This is a genomic window from Paraburkholderia azotifigens (assembly GCF_007995085.1).
GTDB classification, from domain to species: domain Bacteria; phylum Pseudomonadota; class Gammaproteobacteria; order Burkholderiales; family Burkholderiaceae; genus Paraburkholderia; species Paraburkholderia azotifigens.
Window position 1 is genome coordinate 3,296,731 of record NZ_VOQS01000001.1, and the last position, 16,696, is coordinate 3,313,426.

General features: G+C 64.4%; 18 protein-coding genes and 1 pseudogene. 10 read left to right on the plus strand and 9 right to left on the minus strand.

The genetic code is table 11. The annotated features are described in order from the left end of the window. The first annotated feature begins 168 nt into the window (after window positions 1-168). From FRZ40_RS14800 to FRZ40_RS14820, 5 genes and pseudogenes are all read left to right on the plus strand, one after another. A pseudogene (locus FRZ40_RS14800) lies at window positions 169-729 on the plus strand (GspH/FimT family pseudopilin). Continuing rightward, the gene (locus FRZ40_RS14805; protein WP_147234509.1) at window positions 726-1,142 is read left to right on the plus strand and encodes a prepilin-type N-terminal cleavage/methylation domain-containing protein; all 417 of its coding nucleotides are present in this window, start codon (window positions 726-728) and stop codon (window positions 1,140-1,142) included. The pseudogene FRZ40_RS14800 and the gene FRZ40_RS14805 overlap by 4 nt, the downstream one beginning before the upstream one ends. Window positions 1,143-1,222: 80 nt before the next feature. Beyond that, window positions 1,223-1,981 (plus strand): PilW family protein, encoded by a 759-nt coding sequence (locus tag FRZ40_RS14810; RefSeq protein ID WP_240057152.1) that lies wholly within the window; start codon window positions 1,223-1,225, stop codon window positions 1,979-1,981. Further along, on the plus strand, window positions 1,978-2,502 hold the full coding sequence (locus FRZ40_RS14815; RefSeq protein ID WP_147234511.1) for a pilus assembly PilX family protein: 525 nt from the start codon (window positions 1,978-1,980) through the stop codon (window positions 2,500-2,502). Before FRZ40_RS14810 ends, FRZ40_RS14815 begins: the two co-directional genes overlap by 4 nt. Before the next feature lie 23 nt (window positions 2,503-2,525). Continuing rightward, complete coding sequence (locus FRZ40_RS14820) at window positions 2,526-2,939, plus strand: type IV pilin protein (protein WP_147234512.1); 414 nt, start codon at window positions 2,526-2,528, stop codon at window positions 2,937-2,939. 27 nt (window positions 2,940-2,966) lie between these two features. Here the strand turns inward: FRZ40_RS14820 and FRZ40_RS14825 are convergent, their stop codons facing one another. From FRZ40_RS14825 to FRZ40_RS14835, 3 genes are all read right to left on the minus strand, one after another. Further along, complete coding sequence (locus FRZ40_RS14825; RefSeq protein WP_147234513.1) at window positions 2,967-3,449, minus strand: DUF3318 domain-containing protein; 483 nt, start codon at window positions 3,447-3,449, stop codon at window positions 2,967-2,969. A 45-nt stretch (window positions 3,450-3,494) separates the two neighbouring features. After that, a complete protein-coding gene (locus FRZ40_RS14830; RefSeq protein ID WP_147234514.1) occupies window positions 3,495-3,878 on the minus strand; it encodes a phage holin family protein in 384 nt (127 codons plus the stop codon). A 120-nt stretch (window positions 3,879-3,998) separates the two neighbouring features. Next, window positions 3,999-4,301, minus strand: coding sequence for an ElaB/YgaM/YqjD family protein (locus FRZ40_RS14835; protein ID WP_007584918.1), 303 nt, complete (start codon window positions 4,299-4,301; stop codon window positions 3,999-4,001). Window positions 4,302-4,695: 394 nt separating this feature from the next. Between FRZ40_RS14835 and FRZ40_RS14840 the strand changes: the two genes are divergently transcribed. Then, complete coding sequence (locus FRZ40_RS14840; RefSeq protein WP_028371963.1) at window positions 4,696-5,334, plus strand: peroxiredoxin; 639 nt, start codon at window positions 4,696-4,698, stop codon at window positions 5,332-5,334. 93 nt (window positions 5,335-5,427) lie between these two features. On the opposite strand, the gene FRZ40_RS14845 is transcribed toward FRZ40_RS14840, so the two are convergent. After that, window positions 5,428-6,618 (minus strand): acyl-CoA dehydrogenase, encoded by a 1,191-nt coding sequence (locus FRZ40_RS14845; protein ID WP_147234515.1) that lies wholly within the window; start codon window positions 6,616-6,618, stop codon window positions 5,428-5,430. A gap of 176 nt (window positions 6,619-6,794) precedes the next feature. On the opposite strand from FRZ40_RS14845, the gene FRZ40_RS14850 reads away from it, so the two are divergent. Further along, window positions 6,795-7,562, plus strand: coding sequence for an IclR family transcriptional regulator (locus FRZ40_RS14850; protein WP_420873855.1), 768 nt, complete (start codon window positions 6,795-6,797; stop codon window positions 7,560-7,562). Window positions 7,563-7,568: 6 nt separating this feature from the next. Here the strand turns inward: FRZ40_RS14850 and FRZ40_RS14855 are convergent, their stop codons facing one another. Further along, window positions 7,569-8,399 (minus strand): EAL domain-containing protein, encoded by an 831-nt coding sequence (locus FRZ40_RS14855; protein ID WP_028371966.1) that lies wholly within the window; start codon window positions 8,397-8,399, stop codon window positions 7,569-7,571. A gap of 232 nt (window positions 8,400-8,631) precedes the next feature. Between FRZ40_RS14855 and hmgA the strand changes: the two genes are divergently transcribed. Beyond that, entirely contained in the window at window positions 8,632-9,954 is a 1,323-nt protein-coding gene (hmgA, locus tag FRZ40_RS14860; protein ID WP_147234517.1) for a homogentisate 1,2-dioxygenase, read from the plus strand. Continuing rightward, entirely contained in the window at window positions 9,951-11,261 is a 1,311-nt protein-coding gene (gene fahA / locus FRZ40_RS14865; RefSeq protein WP_028371968.1) for a fumarylacetoacetase, read from the plus strand. Before hmgA ends, fahA begins: the two co-directional genes overlap by 4 nt. A 61-nt stretch (window positions 11,262-11,322) precedes the next feature. On the opposite strand, the gene FRZ40_RS14870 is transcribed toward fahA, so the two are convergent. The 3 genes from FRZ40_RS14870 to FRZ40_RS14880 all read right to left on the minus strand — a co-directional run bounded on the left by FRZ40_RS14870 (window position 11,323) and on the right by FRZ40_RS14880 (window position 14,771). Further along, complete coding sequence (locus tag FRZ40_RS14870; RefSeq protein ID WP_147234518.1) at window positions 11,323-12,480, minus strand: MFS transporter; 1,158 nt, start codon at window positions 12,478-12,480, stop codon at window positions 11,323-11,325. Window positions 12,481-12,555: 75 nt separating this feature from the next. After that, window positions 12,556-13,713 carry an MFS transporter gene (locus tag FRZ40_RS14875; RefSeq protein ID WP_147234519.1) on the minus strand — a complete coding sequence of 386 codons (1,158 nt, stop codon included), beginning with the start codon at window positions 13,711-13,713 and terminating at the stop codon, window positions 12,556-12,558. 203 nt (window positions 13,714-13,916) lie between these two features. After that, entirely contained in the window at window positions 13,917-14,771 is an 855-nt protein-coding gene (locus FRZ40_RS14880) for a crotonase/enoyl-CoA hydratase family protein (protein ID WP_147234520.1), read from the minus strand. Between the two features lie 272 nt (window positions 14,772-15,043). On the opposite strand from FRZ40_RS14880, the gene FRZ40_RS14885 reads away from it, so the two are divergent. Then, window positions 15,044-15,607, plus strand: a complete 564-nt coding sequence (locus FRZ40_RS14885) for a plasmid fertility inhibition factor family protein (RefSeq protein ID WP_147234521.1) — start codon at window positions 15,044-15,046, stop codon at window positions 15,605-15,607. Window positions 15,608-15,658: 51 nt separating this feature from the next. Here the strand turns inward: FRZ40_RS14885 and FRZ40_RS14890 are convergent, their stop codons facing one another. Then, entirely contained in the window at window positions 15,659-16,666 is a 1,008-nt protein-coding gene (locus FRZ40_RS14890; RefSeq protein ID WP_028371973.1) for a 2-hydroxyacid dehydrogenase, read from the minus strand. Window positions 16,667-16,696 lie beyond the last annotated feature (30 nt).

The following is a 16,696-nucleotide window of genomic DNA, read 5'->3' on the forward strand; positions in this document are numbered from 1 at the left end:
CGGCGTATCGGCATTTTCTTCCCCTGAAGTTCTTCCACGAATTCATCTGATGCACGGGCATTCTCGTGCAGGGGTTCGTGCGTCCGCCACCTGGCCATCCGGCTGATTGCGGGCGTTCATGCGCACCGTTAGAGTCATCGCGTTCTTGGCGGAAATAGAGGAATGCTGATGAAATGGAATGCTTGTGTGCGGCATACGTGTCGTGGGTTCACGCTGTTCGAAACGCTCGTGGTGATCGCGTTGCTGGCTATCCTCGCGACATTGACGGTGCCGTCGTTCGTCGCATGGCATGTGCGCGATCAGGTCGACGCACGCGCACGCGCGTTGCTGTCCACGCTCAGTTACGCCCGCGGCGAAGCGTTGCGCCGCGGCGCCCGGGTGACTGTATGCCGCGTCGATGCCGCGCGACACTGTCTCGCTACCACGTAACCGTGCAAGACGGGCGTCGTCGACTGGTCGTGCGGATGGGCCGTGATGATCGAGCGCACGAGCGGTTTCTTTCCGTTGCGCGTGCAGCCCGATCTCGCATCGGTGAGCATCGTGGGCGCGCTTACCAACCTGACGTTCACGCCGCCCGCAGGTCAGGTCAACGGCAGCTTCCGCAGTTTCGATATCGGTCCGCGCGCCGATTCGAAGGCAACGCAAGGCAAAGATTGGCGGCGCTGCGTTCGTATCGCGGCAGGCGGACGTGCGCGCATCGTCGACGGTGGCTGCGGAGCGGCGGCATGATGCGCGCGTCCGTCTTTGCGCAGCGCGGCCAGACGTTGATCGAAGTGCTGGTGGCCGTGGCTGTGACGGCCGTGACCGTACTTGGCCTGGTCGCCGTTCAGCTCGCTATTGCGCGCGACGCGCGTGCGATGTCGTATCGCGCGCAGGCCGCACTCGTCGCGGATGCAATCGCGGAGGCTGCGCGCGCGCCGAATACCAACGAGGCCGCGATCAGGCAATGGAAGACTCGCGCGTCGAGCTTGTTGCCCAAGGCCGATGCCGGCATCGACGGCGGCAGCGATTCTTCTTTCGCCCGAGCGACATGGACTTGGCAGGCAAGCATGCCGCACGACATCATCGATGCGCCAGTATCGTGCGGCGAAGCCAACGTGCCGCGCGGCACGCAGTGTGTCGCGATTGCGTTCTTACGATGAAGGCGCTCGTCTCTTTCACGTGCGCGTCATCAGGCTGGCAACGACGCTTTGTCCATGCATACGGTCATACGCTCCTCGAGATGACGATAGCGCTGGCGCTTGGGCTGATCGTGACAGCGGGCTCGGTGACGCTGTATCGATCGCAGCGAATCGCATTCGCACAGGCGACCGATGCCGCGCAGATCCACGATGCGGCGATGACCGCGTTGACGCTGATCGGCGAGCAGTTGCAGATGGCGGTTTTCGTTTCGGCCGATATGCCCCGCACGTTCGCCGCGCGGCCCGCGCTATTCGGCTGCTCGGGCGGAAGGCCGATCGGCACGGACGACAATCCGACCTGCGAAACGCTCGCCACGCATTCGGACGGGGTCGCGGTGCGTTACGTCGCTGACACTGTTTCGACGTGGCCGTCCACGGCGGGTCTTGCGACTGACTGTCTCGGCCAGGGTGTGACGAAGACGGATGCCGATGCGCCGGGCGTGCCTATCGTCAATCGCTTCTACGCAAGGACAAGCGGCTCGACGGGGGAGCCCGAGCTGTATTGCGAAGGCACGGGAGCCAGTTCTTCGCAGCCGCTCGTCGAAGGCGTCGAGCGGGTGCGCTTGCGGTATTGGCTCGTGGGCGCATCGACTGCGATGGATGCGGCGGCGCTGGCGCCGGCGCAATGGGCCAATATCGTTGCCGTCGATCTCTGTGTGCTCGTTCGAGGCACGCCGCAGAGCGCGCGCACGGCCTACGTCGATTGCGACGGGGTGTCGGCTATCAGTCCGGACATGCGAGTTCGGCGCGCATTCTGGCGGCGCGTCGCGATTCGCAACAACGAGGGAAGTGCAACATGAGGGGCCCGGCATGCAGGCCGCAGTTCAGGCGCGCGCGCAATCAGGGCATTGCGCTACCCGTCGTCCTGCTGATCGCCGCGATGATGCTGACGACTTCGGCCGCGTGGTTGGAACAAACAGTCGCGGCCGCTCGAAACGCGACAGCGATCTATGACCATCTGCTCGCGATGCACGCTGCGGACTCCGCGTTGACCTCATGCGCACGCAATCTGATCAACGGATCGGTCTCGGGTCTGCCGGGTGCGAGCGGCGAGCCTGTCGGCTGGAAATCGCAGGCGACGTTCGAATCCAGCGCGATCGCGCCCTTCGCATCATGGCCGATGTCGCTGTCGTTTCGCGCGCCGCAATGCCTGATCGAAAAATGGCGATTGACGAATCGCGCGAACGCACAGGCCTATCTCGTGACCGCGCGGGGCCACGGACGCAGCACCGATTCGCAGACCTGGCTGCAATTGCAGCTGGTGATCGATAGCGGCGCAATCGAAAAACATTGGCGCCGCGTCGCTGCGCGCCCCTTCTGAGTGCACATCTTATGAGCGTCGACATGAAACCGGACACACGCGCGTTCTCATTGCTCGAACTGGTCGTCGCACTGGCGATCGCGGCGACGCTTGCCGCTTATGCCATCCCGTCCTATCTCGCGCATATCGCAAAGGCACACAGAACGGATGCGGCGTCCGCACTGTTTCGCGCGGCGCAGTTCGCCGAGTCGGCCGCGCATGCAGACGGAGCGCCATTGCCATCTGGTCTCGATCAGGCGCCGCAAGGCGGGCGGGCGATCTACCGGTTGCGCATCCTGCCCGCCGACGATACGAACGGCGGCTATGCGCTCGAAGCGCAACCGCTCGACAACGGCCCGATGGCCGACGACGCGTGCGGCACGCTCATACTCGATGCAACGGGTTTGAGGAGCAATCGGGGCACAGCCGCCTCCGACGAATGCTGGAGCGCGCGCTAGATGAAAACGCGTTCGGCACGCGCCCCGTCAGGGCGGGTTCATCTCGGCGTCGGTCGCCGCCCCGGACGCAGCCGGTTTGCGCGATTCGCGCTTCACCTGCTGATAGATGCGAAACGCTTCCCAGACGGCGAGGCCTACGCTGCCCCACTTCAGGGCTGGCTTCGCCGCGCCCAGCACGGTATGGCGAATCGGCTTGGCGAGCACCAGCGACACAATCGAGCTGATCAGCGGATATTCCTTGAGCAAGGCGCCAATTCCGCCTGCAGCGCCGCGTCGCCGTCCCCAAGGCATGGCGCTCGCCGCGCCGAAGCCCGGTACGAGGAACTTGAGCCAGCTGAAGTGCGTGACGGCGTGGCGCAGTTCGAGGGTTGCCTGCGCGAGTTCCATGCGCTCGACGTCCGCGCGCACGATCAGCAGTTCCTTGCGCAGCGCGCGCAGATGCGGCGCGCTCAGGTCTTTGGCGGTCGGTCGGCGGCTGCGGAAGGCGTTATCGGATTGGACCTGGCTCATAGAGTTGATCGATGGCGATGGACAGGGAAGAGGGCGCAGCTGCGTTCAGCGTTTGCGGAAAATCTCGCGGTCTTTCTCGAACTCGTGCAGCGTGGCTTCGAAGATCATCGGGGCATTGTGCAAGCCGCTGCGAGCCCGCAACGCACAGACGATGGCCGCCACGGCATAGACGACAGTGATGCCGGCAAGCGCCTGCCACCGGTAGGTGTCCCAGAACGCGATCGCGACCAGCGCAGTCAGCGCGATCAATGCCATCGTCGCGAGCATCATGGCAGCGAGGCCCATGAACAGGACCATCAGCAGCCGGTCCTTTTCTTCGGCCAGTTCGATGCCGATCAGTTCGAGCCGTGTCTGCAGGATCGAAAAGAACGAACTGAGAATGCGCCGCAGTGGCCCGCGGTCCTCGCTCTGCGATTGTGTATTGATCATGGCGTCAGCGTGTTGCGCGCGAGGATGCGCGAAGAAGGTGCAGACAGGGCGCGCGCGCCCGTCTGCCTGTCAGCGAGGCGCGCCGGCCGCCCGAGTGCGCGGCCGGCGGCTTCACGCGCGTTACTTGCGATTGATCAGCAGGCCAACCAGCACGCCGACACCGGCTGCAATGCCGATCGACGCCCACGGATGCTCGTGGACATAGTCGTCCGTGGCGCGAGCGGCTTTCTTGCCTTTCTCGACGACCACGACCTGCACGTCGGCTGCCTTTTCCTTCGCCTGCTTGAGACGCGAGAGCGCCGTCTCGCGCAGTTCAGAAGCGCGTTCGCCCGTGGCGCTCGCGGCCTGCTTCAGCAGATCTTCCGCGTCTGCGAGTACGGTTTTGATATCCGACATCAATCTCTCCTTGTTGACTTCCGACATTGACTGCTCCCTTCGTGCACGCTACGCGTGAATCGTAACCAAAGAAACGGCCGGTGGCGAGCCAGCGGACCGTGCGCATGGGTTACGCGCAAATCGCGCGCAATTTCCCGAACGCGGTCGCATGAAGCGTTCCCGCACGTCGCGGGCGTTCCATTGTGCCCGCTTCGAACGTTGCGCTCATGACTGTGCAGAGCACACCATCGCTTGATGGAGTTGATCTGTCCCGTTAAGTTTCGTACATCGGCGAGAAAATTACAAAAACTGATAAGCGTTTTAGCGAATGTTCGTTAGAAGTGCATGGGCTCGTCCCGTATGCTCTAATTTGTACCCTTCGCCCGGGGCAGGCCCGGCGGAACATTCGAACACATCATTGAACATTTCCAGGAGCTGCACTATGAGTCTACGTCTTGGCGACGTCGCACCCGATTTCGAGCAGGAGTCGAGCATTGGCCGCATCAGTTTCCACGAATGGCTCGGTGACAGCTGGGGCGTTCTGTTCTCGCATCCGGCCGACTTTACGCCTGTCTGCACGACGGAACTCGGCCTGACCGCGAAGCTCGCCGGCGAATTCGAGAAGCGCAACGTGAAGACGATCGCGTTGTCCGTGGACAACAAGGAGTCGCACAACGAGTGGATCAAGGATATCAACGAGACGCAGGCCGCGAGCGTCGGCTTTCCGATTCTCGCTGACGGCGACCGCAAAGTCTCGCAGCTGTACGACATGATTCATCCGAACGCGAACGAAACGCTGACCGTGCGCTCGCTGTTCATCATCGACCCGAAGAAGAAGGTGCGTCTGATCATCACGTATCCGGCCAGCACGGGCCGCAACTTCGACGAAGTGCTGCGCGTGATCGACTCGCTGCAGCTGACGGACAACTATCAGGTCGCGACGCCCGGCAACTGGAAGCATGGCGACGACGTCGTCATCGTGCCGTCGCTGAAGGACGAGGAAGAGATCAGGCGCAAGTTCCCGAAGGGCTACAAGGCGCTGCGTCCGTATCTGCGTCTGACGCCGCAGCCGAACAAGTAAGCATCGGCTTCTGATACCCGGCGAAAAGAAAAGCCCGCGTTCCTCAAGAACGCGGGCTTTTTGCTTTAGTGCTTGCCTGGCGATCCGGCTGCGTCAGAAAAACGCCTGAATGCCCGTCTGTGCGCGTCCGAGGATCAGCGCGTGAATATCGTGCGTGCCTTCGTAGGTGTTCACGACTTCCAGATTTACCAGATGCCGCGCGACGCCGAATTCGTCCGAAATGCCGTTGCCGCCGAGCATGTCACGCGCCATGCGGGCGATGTCGAGTGACTTGCCGCATGAGTTGCGCTTCATGATCGACGTGATCTCGACGGCCGCCGTGCCTTCGTCCTTCATCCGGCCGAGGCGCAGCACGCCTTGCAGGCCGAGCGTGATTTCGGTTTGCATGTCGGCGAGCTTCTTCTGGATCAGCTGGTTCGCGGCGAGCGGGCGGCCGAACTGCTTGCGATCGAGCGTGTACTGACGCGCCGTGTGCCAGCAGGATTCCGCCGCGCCGAGTGCGCCCCACGCGATGCCATATCGCGCCGAGTTCAGACAGGTGAATGGCCCGCGCAGACCCTTCACGCCGGGCATCAGATTTTCTTCGGGCACGAACACTTCATCGAGAACGATCTCACCCGTGATGGACGCACGCAGGCCGACCTTGCCGTGGATCGCCGGAGCGCTCAAACCCTTCCAGCCTTTCTCGAGAATGAAGCCGCGAATCTCGTCCTTGCCGTCCGTTTCAAGCTGCGCCCAGACGACGAACACGTCGGCGATCGGCGAATTGGTGATCCACATCTTCGAACCGGACAGCGAATAGCCGCCGTCCACTGTCTTCGCGCGTGTGACCATGCTGCCCGGATCGGAGCCGTGATTCGGCTCCGTCAGGCCGAAGCAGCCGATCCACTCGCCCGAAGCGAGCTTCGGCAGGTATTTGTCCTTTTGCGCATCGGAGCCGAATTCGAAGATCGGAACCATTACCAGCGACGACTGCACCGACATCATCGAGCGGTAGCCCGAGTCCACGCGTTCGACTTCGCGTGCGATCAGCCCATAGCTCACGTAGTTCAGGCCGGGGCCGCCGTACTGCTCGGGAATGGTCGGGCCGAGCAGCCCGAGTTCGCCCATTTCGCGGAAGATCGCGACGTCCGTCTTCTCGTGGCGGAAGGCTTCGAGCACGCGCGGCGCGAGCTTGTCCTGCGCGTAGGCCTGCGCGGCGTCGCGCACCATGCGTTCTTCTTCCGTGAGCTGCTGGTTCAGGAGCAGCGGATCTTCCCAATTGAACTGCGCGGCGGCTGCCATGACGTATCTCCTTGTCGACGGAAGCGGGCCTTCTGGCGCTCTCTACCGTCCAAATGCTTGACTTGAGTTCCGCTATGCGAAACAATGTTTTGCAAAACGACGATTGAGTGTAGCACCCGATGCCAAAATCCGCATCCACAACATCCCCGATATCCGCCATGTCCGTGTCGACGCGCATGTCCGATGCCATTGACGAGCGCAAGTTCGTCGTCGCGCTGGCGCGCGGACTCGATTTGCTGCGCGCGTTCCGGCCGGGCGAGGCGCTGCTCGGCAATCGCGATTTCGTCGAGCGCACGGGTTTGCCGAAGGCGACGGTGAACCGGCTCGCGTATACGCTGACGGTGCTCGGCTATCTTCGCTTCGACGAGGCGCTCGGCAAGTACGCGCTCGACGCCGGCGTGCTGTCGCTTGGTTTCGCGCTGCTGTCGGGCACCGACACGCTCGAACTCGCGCGTCCGCATATGCGCCATTTCGCGCGCGAAGTCGGCGCAGCCGTCTCGCTCGGCTGCCGAGACGGTCTCGATATGATTTATCTGGAGACGATCCGCAGCGAGACAGCGCTCACGCTCGGTCTCGCGTCGGGTTCGAAACTGTCGATGTTGACGAGTTCGATGGGCCGCGCCTATCTCGCCGTCCAGCCCGCCGACGCGCGCGCTGCACTGCTCGCCGAACTGCAGCGGGAAGCGGGCGACGAAGGCGCGGCACTGGTCGCGCAGGCGCAAAAGGAAATCGACACGTACGCGAGCGAAGGCTGCTGCTATTCGTTTCGCGACTGGCACGATGACGTGAACGCGGTGGCCGTGCCTTTCAGCGATCCGCGCGATGGCCGGCTGCTGGTGCTGAGCTGCAGCGGACCGGCGTCGTCGATGGGGGAGAGCGTGTTCCGGGAAATGGTCGCGCCGCGTCTCAAGGCGCTCGCGCGTCGTCTGGGCGACAGCCCTTGAACAATCTCAAGCCGTCCGATTTTCGTGCACGACGAATAGCGGTCCCTGCACGAATCGCACGTCGTACTGCTGCAGAAGATCGAACTGCGCTTCCGTCGCCACGCGATTGAAGATCAACGGAATTTTCAGCCGGTTCGCATAGCTGACCAGCGGCTTCACCATCGAATCGCGCAACGCCGCCGCGGCGTCCATCTTGACGAAATCCAGTCTCGCCATGTCCGACACGGACAGGATCTGCCCAGCATTCGGCAGATTGCCGGCCACCTTGAATCCGTAGTGCTGATAGCTCTTGGTCAGATAACCAAGAAACGTCCGATGCGCAACCGCAGCGGGCGGCAACTCGATCACCACGCGCGACGGATTCAATCCAAATGACATCAGCACGGTCGAGAAATGTCGGCCGTGGTCGTAGCGCACGCTTTTCAACAGCCGCTCATGCACGCGCAGGAACAGCAGCCCGTGCCGCTGCGGGCCGAAAAAGTTGATCGCATGCATCGCGCGCGACATGCGGTCGAGCGCGACGAGCTGCTGGTCGTCGGGTACGTGATCGAACGGATCGAAGGCGTCGAGCGGCGTGCCGTCGACCAGTTGCGTAATGGCCTGGACGCCGAGTTCGTCGCCGAAACGGTCCGCGCTATCCGGCGACGACGACAGCGACTGCGCGAGCGCATGCACGCTGATGTCGAAGATCGGCTCGTAACTGCTGCCGATTTCGACGTCGCCGTAGGTCGCGATGGCCTCGCCGCTGCGCGGGCCGGTGCCCATTCGCAGGTGCTCGCCGAGAAACGGATGAGTGGAGGCGCGGTCGACGAGTTCGGTGATGGTCAGCGGAATCATGAATACGTGGGGAGCGGACAGGGATTGCGGCGCAGGCCGCATGATCCGATGGTAGCAGCGGCCGCTGCTCTTTCATGCACCAAATACTGATATGGATTTCGTCGTCCGTGTGGCGATCGCAGACCAACTACGGGTTAACGTTAATTTCACTAATCATAATCTGTTTTACTATTCGTAAAACGTCGGCGGCGAGGCGAGAGCGCGCGGCCACTGCATCAACGGAGATCACTGCATGGAATCGAGCACACGACACGAAATCCAGCCGGGCTACCAATCCGGCTTCGCCAACGAATTCGCCACCGAGGCATTGCCCGGCGCGCTGCCGCAAGGCCGCAACTCGCCGCAGCGCGCACCGTACGGCCTGTACGCGGAGCAGCTCTCGGGCACCGCGTTCACGGCGCCGCGCGGCCACAACCGGCGCTCGTGGCTGTACCGGATCCGCCCGGCGGCCGTGCATCAGCCATTCACGGCGCTGCCGTCGCATCGTCTGGTCGCGAATTTCGCCGAGGTGCCGCCGACGCCGCCCAACCAGCTGCGCTGGGACCCGCTGCCGATGCCCGTCGAGCCGACCGATTTCATCGACGGCTGGGTGACGATGGCGGGCAATGGTTCGGCGGAATCGATGAACGGTTGCGCGATCCACGTGTACGCGGCCAATCAGTCGATGCAGGACCGCTTCTTCTACAACGCCGACGGCGAGCTGCTGATCGTGCCGCAGGCGGGGCGCCTGTCGATCTTCACGGAACTGGGCAAGCTCGAAGTCGAGCCGTTCGAAATCGCGGTGATTCCGCGCGGCGTGCGCTTTTCGGCGGCGCTGCCGGACGGCAAGGCGAGCGGCTATATCTGCGAGAACTTCGGCGCGCAGTTGCGTCTGCCGGATCTCGGCCCGATCGGCTCAAACGGACTGGCGAATCCGCGCGACTTCCTCACGCCGCACGCCGCCTACGAAGACCGCGAAGGCGACTTCGAACTGGTCACGAAGATGAACGGCCATCTGTGGCGCGCGGACATCGGCCATTCGCCGCTCGACGTGGTCGCGTGGCACGGCAACTACGCGCCGTACAAATACGATCTGCGCCACTTCAACACGATCGGTTCGATCAGCTACGACCATCCCGATCCGTCGATCTTCCTCGTGCTGCAATCGCAGAGCGACACGCCGGGTGTCGATACGATCGACTTCGTGATCTTCCCGCCGCGCTGGCTCGCCGCCGAAGATACGTTCCGCCCGCCATGGTTTCACCGCAATGTCGCGAGCGAGTTCATGGGCCTCGTGCACGGCGCGTATGACGCGAAGGCGGAAGGCTTCGTCCCCGGCGGCGCGAGCCTGCACAACTGCATGTCGGGCCACGGGCCGGACGCCGGCACGTTCGAGAAAGCATCGAACATCGACACCAGCAAGCCGAACAAGGTCGACAACACGATGGCTTTCATGTTCGAGACGCGCACGCTGATCAAGCCGACCCGTTTCGCACTCGAAACGGCGCAGCTTCAGGCGCATTACTTCGAGTGCTGGCAAGGCCTCAAGAAATACTTCAACCCGGAGCAACGATGAACGCATTGAGCGATCTTCAGGCGACGCTCGACGCGTCGCGCAAGAGTTGGGTCGAATCGGCGAACGATCCGTCCTGTGATTTTTCGATCCAGAACCTGCCGTTCGGCATTTTCAGCGACGGTCTGAATGCTACGCACCGCGCGGGCGTCGCGATCGGCGACTGCATCGTCGATCTGGCCGCGCTCGAAAGCGCGGGTCTGCTGACGGTGCCGTCGTCGAGCAAGGGAGACAGCGTCTTCGTGCGCGACTCGCTGAACGACTTCATCGCGCTGGGCCGCGATACGTGGCGCAGCGTGCGCATCCAGCTGAGCAAGCTGCTCTCGCGCGATAACGCGACGTTGCGCGACGACGGCGAACTGCGTAGCCGCGCGCTGATCCGCCAGGCCGATGCGACGCTGCACCTGCCCGTGCAGATTCCGGGCTACACGGACTTCTATTCGTCGAAAGAGCATGCGACCAACGTCGGTTCGATGTTCCGCGACCCGAAGAACGCGCTGCTGCCGAACTGGTCGGAGATCCCCATCGGGTACAACGGGCGGGCATCGTCGGTGGTGGTGAGCGGCACGCCCGTGCGTCGTCCGAACGGGCAATTGAAGCTGCCCGATCAGGAGCGGCCGGTGTTCGGCGCATGCCGCAAGCTCGATATCGAACTGGAGACGGGGTTTATCGTCGGACGGGGCAACAGGCTCGGCGAACCGATCGCCTGTGATGAGGCAGAAGATCACATCTTCGGCATGGTGCTGCTGAACGACTGGAGCGCGCGCGATATCCAGCAATGGGAATATGTGCCGCTCGGACCGTTCAACTCGAAGGGATTCGCGACGACCATTTCGCCGTGGATCGTCACGCTCGACGCGCTCGAACCGTTCCGCGTCGCGCAGCCGGTGCAGGATCCGCAGCCGCTCGATTACCTGCGGCACGCGGGCGAGCATGGCTTCGATATTTCGCTCGAAGTGCTGCTGAAGCCGCAAGGCGCGAACGAGGCGACCACGATCTCGCGCACCAACTTCCGCCACATGTACTGGACGATGGCGCAGCAGCTCGCGCATCACACGGTGTCGGGCTGCAACACGCGCGTCGGCGACATGATGGGTTCGGGCACGATCAGCGGTCCGACGGCAGATTCGTTCGGCAGCTTGCTGGAACTGACCTGGAACGGCAAAAATCCGCTGCAACTGAAGGACGGCAGCACGCGCGCGTTCATCGAAGACGGCGACGAACTGACGCTCGCGGGATGGTGCCAGGGCGACGGCTATCGCGTCGGCTTCGGCGCGTGCGTCGGCGAGATTTTGCCGGCGCACAAGTGACGCCGTAGCGTCATGAAATCCGCGCGTGGCGATACGCCCCGCGCGGATTTTTTTCGCATCGTCAGGACGCCGCGTTCACCACGCCGCGCCGCTTTTCCCACAGCGCGGCCGCAAGAAACGCGAACGCGCTGACGAGCACGACGCCGATCATCGCGTCGTTGCCGACGCTTTTCATCAACGTGCCCGCGATCAGCGGGCCGCCGAAACTCGCCAAGCTCCACGACGCGCCGACGAGCGAACTCGCCGACACCAGCGCCACGCCGCGAAAGCGCTCGCCGCACGCGACGAGCGACAGCGTGTAGATCGCGCCCGCCGCCGCGCCCAGCACGTAAAGCAGCGGCCAGCCCAGCCATGGCGACTGCACGGCCCACGGCAAGAGCGGCAGCAACACGACGACGAGCACCGCGCAGCCGATATGCACGCGCTCGCGCCCGAGCCGGTCCGCGAGCCAGCCGATCGGGAACTGCATCGTCGTATCGCCGAGCAGCAGCGCCGCTGCGAACAGCACGGCCACTTCGCTCGCGACGCCATGCGCCATCGCGAAGAGCGGCATCAATGACAGCGCGATCGTATCGAACAGCGCGAAAAAGCCCGTGCCGATAGCAAGCGCGGGCATCTGCGGCAACACATGGCGCCAGCTGCCGTGCGGCTCGTGTTCGTCGGATGCGTGCGGTGCTGAGCGGATCATCGACAGCACGGGCAGCGCGATCAGAAAGATCGCGCCGCAGATCAGAAAACGCCAATGATCGAACTGCGCGATCTGACTGACGAGCACGGGGCCCGCCATCTGGAACAGCGTGAAGTTGGTCGCGTAAATGGCGACGACGCGGCCGCGCGACGCATCGTCGGCGAGCTGGTTGACCCATGCCTCGCCGATCGTGAAGAGCAGCATCAGCGCCGCGCCGCACAGTACGCGCAACACGGCCCAGGCGAACGGATTCGGCGTGAGCTGCATCAGCGCGGTGGCAATCGCGACGATCAGCACCGCGCCGATGATCGCGTGCCGGCCGCCGCAGCGCGCGGCGATCCAGCCGGCGACGGGCACGACGAGCAGGCCGCCGCCCGCCTGCGCGGCCGTCAGCAGGCCGACGACGTCGGTGCCGTAGCCCGCTTGCGTCAGCGCGAGGGCAGTGAGGGGAAGGGTCGCGCCGCTGCCGAGGCCGACGACGGCCACGCTCAGGATCAGCGCGAGGAAATCACGGGAGAAGACGACTTTCATCGGGCGAGATGCTACACCGCACGTATGTCAATGTGTCAGATGCACCGTGTGATGGCGGGTATGCCGCGTGAGGACTCAGCCGGCGACGGGCAAACGCCGGTCCAGCGACACCGACCACCACGTCAGCGCCACCGCGCCCGCCGCCGTCGCGACGCCGACCCACGGCAGCGACGCGAGCGGCGCGCCCGCACCGATCGCCATGCCGCCGAGCCACGCGCCCGTCGCGTTGCCGAGGTTGAAGGCGCCCTGGTTGAGCGTCGAGGCCAGATTCGGCGCGCTGCTCGCGCGGTCGACGATCAGCATCTGCAGCGGCGGCACGATCGCAAACGCGAGCATGCCCCACAGGAAGATCGTGATCATCGCGGGGATTTCGCTGCGCATCGTGACCGCGAAGATCGACAGGATCGCGACGATCGCGAGCAGGAACGACATCAGCGAGTGCACCGGGCGCCAGTCCGCGAGTTTGCCGCCGAGCGTGCTGCCCACCGTGAGCCCGAGGCCGAACAGCAGCAGCACCATTGTCACGGCGTGCGGCGTGAAGCCCGTCACGTCTTCGAGAATCGGCGTGATGTAGGTGAAGGTCGAGAACAGGCTTGCCGACGCCAGCACGCTCGTACCGAGCACCATTAGCACCTGCGCATTTTTCAGCAGCGTGAATTCGCGGACGAGGCTGGCCTTCTGCATGTCGATCTTCGACGGCAGGCACAGCGCGAGCGCGACAGCAGCAAGCACGCCGATGCCCGTCACGGCCCAGAAAGTCGCGCGCCAGCCGACGGCCTGGCCGAGCGCCGTGCCGAGCGGCACGCCGAGCACGTTGGCGAGCGTGAGACCCGTGAACATCAGCGCGATGGCCTGCGCGCGGCGGTTCGGCGCGACGAGCCCGGCCGCGACGACGGAACCGATGCCGAAGAATGCGCCGTGACAGAACGCCGTGACGATGCGCGCGGCCATCAGCACCGCGTAGCCCGGCGCGATCGCGCACAGCAGATTGCCGAGAATGAAGATGCCGATCAGGCTCATCAGCGCTTTCTTGCGCGGCATGTTGGCGACCGCGATCGCAACGATGGGCGCACCGATCGTCACGCCCAGCGCATACGCCGACACGAGCATCCCGGCCGCCGGAATCGACACGCTCAGGTCGCGCGCGACATCGGGCAGCAACCCCATGATGACGAATTCGGTGGTACCGATTCCAAACGCGGCAACGGCAAGTGCAAGCAGGGGCAAAGGCATGACGGGACTTTCACGGGAGGGTTGCGGCGGCGGACGGAAGCGCCGTGCGCGTTGCCGTCGCGCGCTTTCGGGACGAGTGCGCAGACGTCGGCAGGGGTAAATCAGCAGGGGATTGTACCTAAGCCAATTCGGCTGTGCGGTCTGCGGCGCGCACTGTTGTATTTCGTCGATCCCGATGCGATTGCGCAGCAAAAGCCCTTATTTCAAGGGACTTTTTTGTCGAGCGCGCTGCCGTGACGGCCCGCGCCCGAGGCGAACGCGGCCGCGCCCGCCAGCCCTTGCGCGAACACGGCCTGATAACCGCCCGCGCCTTCGCGGCGCAGCGCTTCGGGAAGATTGTCGAGCGGCGAATTTTCGTAGACGGAGCGGCGGTCCGCGAGCAGCGCCGCCTGCGGAAATGCGGCCAGTTCGGCGGCCAGTTGCTCGGCGGCGGCGCGCGCCGCGCCCTTCGGCACCACCCGATTCGCGAGACCGAACGCGAGCGCTTCGTCCGCGGTGACGGCGCGGCCCGTGAGAATCAGATCGAGTGCGCGAGACTGGCCGATCAGACGCGGCAGCCGGATCGTGCCGCCGTCGATCAGCGGAATCCCCACGCGCCGGCAGAACACGCCCAGCACGGCGTCTTCCTCGACCACGCGCAGATCGCACATTGCGGCCAGCTCCAGACCGCCCGCCACCGCATGACCCGCGATCGCCGCGATCACGGGCTTCGTGAACATCATGCGCGTCGGTCCCATCGGTCCGGGGCCGCTGCCGTCGGCGTGCAATTCGTTGCGCCGCGCGTCGTCCTGTAGAGCAGTGAGGTCCGCGCCAGCGCAGAACGTGCCGCCCGCGCCCGTCAACACCGCGACCCGCCATGCGTCGTTGGCTTCGAAGTGTTGGAATGCGGCCGACAGGGCTTCCGCCGTCGGACGGTCGACGGCATTGCGGCGCGCGGGCCGGTCGATGACGATCGTTGCGACGGCATCGAGCGGGCGCGCACCTTGCTGATTCTGTGCAGTTGGGGGTTTTTGTGCAGTTTCGATTCGCACATGTTCGCCGAACTGTTCGCTAACCATCGCTCGCTCCGCTGAGAAGCTTTCGCAAAAACCTACACTGAATGAAAAGCATCATGCAAAAACGGCTGCGCGCACATCGACACCCTAAAGAAGCGCGCAAAACGACCGCTAAACGGGAAAGCAAAGCCTGAGCAACGATGCGTGGCGAACGGGCGGCGATGCAGCGCGAATTGCTTGTCCGCACGTCACGCTGTTTTAACAATCGACTCGTAGCTTAGGCGAATTTTGAACAGCCAGGGCGCGCGCACGCACCGGCGCAAGGAGTACGCCCTATGTCCACCCTGATGGAATTACCGACTACGTCACCCGCGAGTTCGCCGTCGTCCGGCAGCGAACCCGTCTGGATCGTGCCGCTGCACGATCACCCGCCCTATGGACATGTGCGCCTGAAGCGCGTCTTCACGACGGACGGCACCCGGCATCAGGTCGTGCTCGTCGATGCGCGCAAGCTGATCGCGTGCGCCGACCGCGACGACACCGATTACGTGCTGCGACCCGTGCAGGAATGGCATGGGGGGAAGCTGCGCGGCATCCGCGAATTTCTCGATCCTTCAAGTACGCGCATTCCGCAGATGCCCTATGTGACGATCACGACGCGCCGCGCGCCGGGTCTGCTCGGCGTGCTCAGGCTGGAACGCGAAGGCGTGGTTGCGTTCCGCAACGGGCAGCATCGTGCGCGCTACATGATGGCGGCGGGCGCCGTCTGGTTTCCGGTGGAAGTGCACGAGCGCGAGGCCGCGCTGCTGCGCCAGTACTGCGGCGCGTCCGACGACGCGCGCACGGCGTTGCGGCCCACTTCGGCCGAAGCGAGCGGCGCGCCGCGCGCCAGGCCGTGAGCATCTGGGGACTCGCCAGCGCGTTTGTCGAGCGGGCGCCGGCGCGATACTTCAGCCGCTCGCGGGCGGCGCCTCGACGACATTGCGCGGCGCGCCGTCGCGCCACGCTTCGACGTTGCCGAGCGTCGTCTGTGCGATCTCCGTCATCGCCTCGCGCGTGAAGAACGCCTGGTGCGCGGTGACGATCACGTTGGGAAACATCAGCAGGCGCGCGAGCACGTCGTCCTGCAGCGGCAGATTCGAGTGATCCTCGAAGAAGATGCCGCCTTCTTCCTCGTACACATCCAGTCCGAGATGTCCGAGCTGGCCGCTCTTGAGCGCGCCGACCAGCGCGTTGCTTTCAACCAGACCGCCGCGCCCCGTGTTGATCAGCATCGCGCCGCGCTTCATCTTCGCGAGCGCGTGGCTGTCGATCAGGTGGTACGTGGACGGCAGCAGCGGGCAATGCAGGCTGACGATGTCCGAATCCGCGAGCAGCGTATCGAGCGGCACATAGCGTCCGCCGAGCGCGAGCAGTTCGGTCGCGGGCGGCCCGGGATCGTGCGCGAGCACCTGCATGCCGAAGCCCGCCATGATGCGCGCGAAGCAGCGGCCGATGATGCCCGTGCCGATCACGCCGACCGTCTTGCCGTGCAGATCGAAACCGAGCAGACCGTTCAGCGAGAAATCGCCTTCGCGCGTGCGGGCGACGGCGCGCGCGAGCTTGCGGTTCAGCGCGAGGATCATGCCGACGGCGTGCTCGGCGACCGCATACGGCGAATAGGCGGGCACGCGCACGACGCCGATGCCAAGGCGCTGCGCGGCCGCCAGATCGACGTGGTTGAAGCCCGCCGAGCGCAGTGCGATGAGACGCGTGCCGCCCGCGTGCAGGCGTTCGAGCGTCGCGGCGTCGACGCTGTCGTTGACAAACGGACACACGACCTCATAGCCCTCGGCGAGAATCGCCGTGTCCGCTTCGAGATGCGACTCCTGAAAATGCAACTCGTAGCGGAACGCGGCATTCGCCTCGGTGAACGTGTCGATGTCGTACTGGCGGCTGCTGAACAGGATCATGCGCATGGCTCGGATCTCCTCATGTTCCTCCTGTGC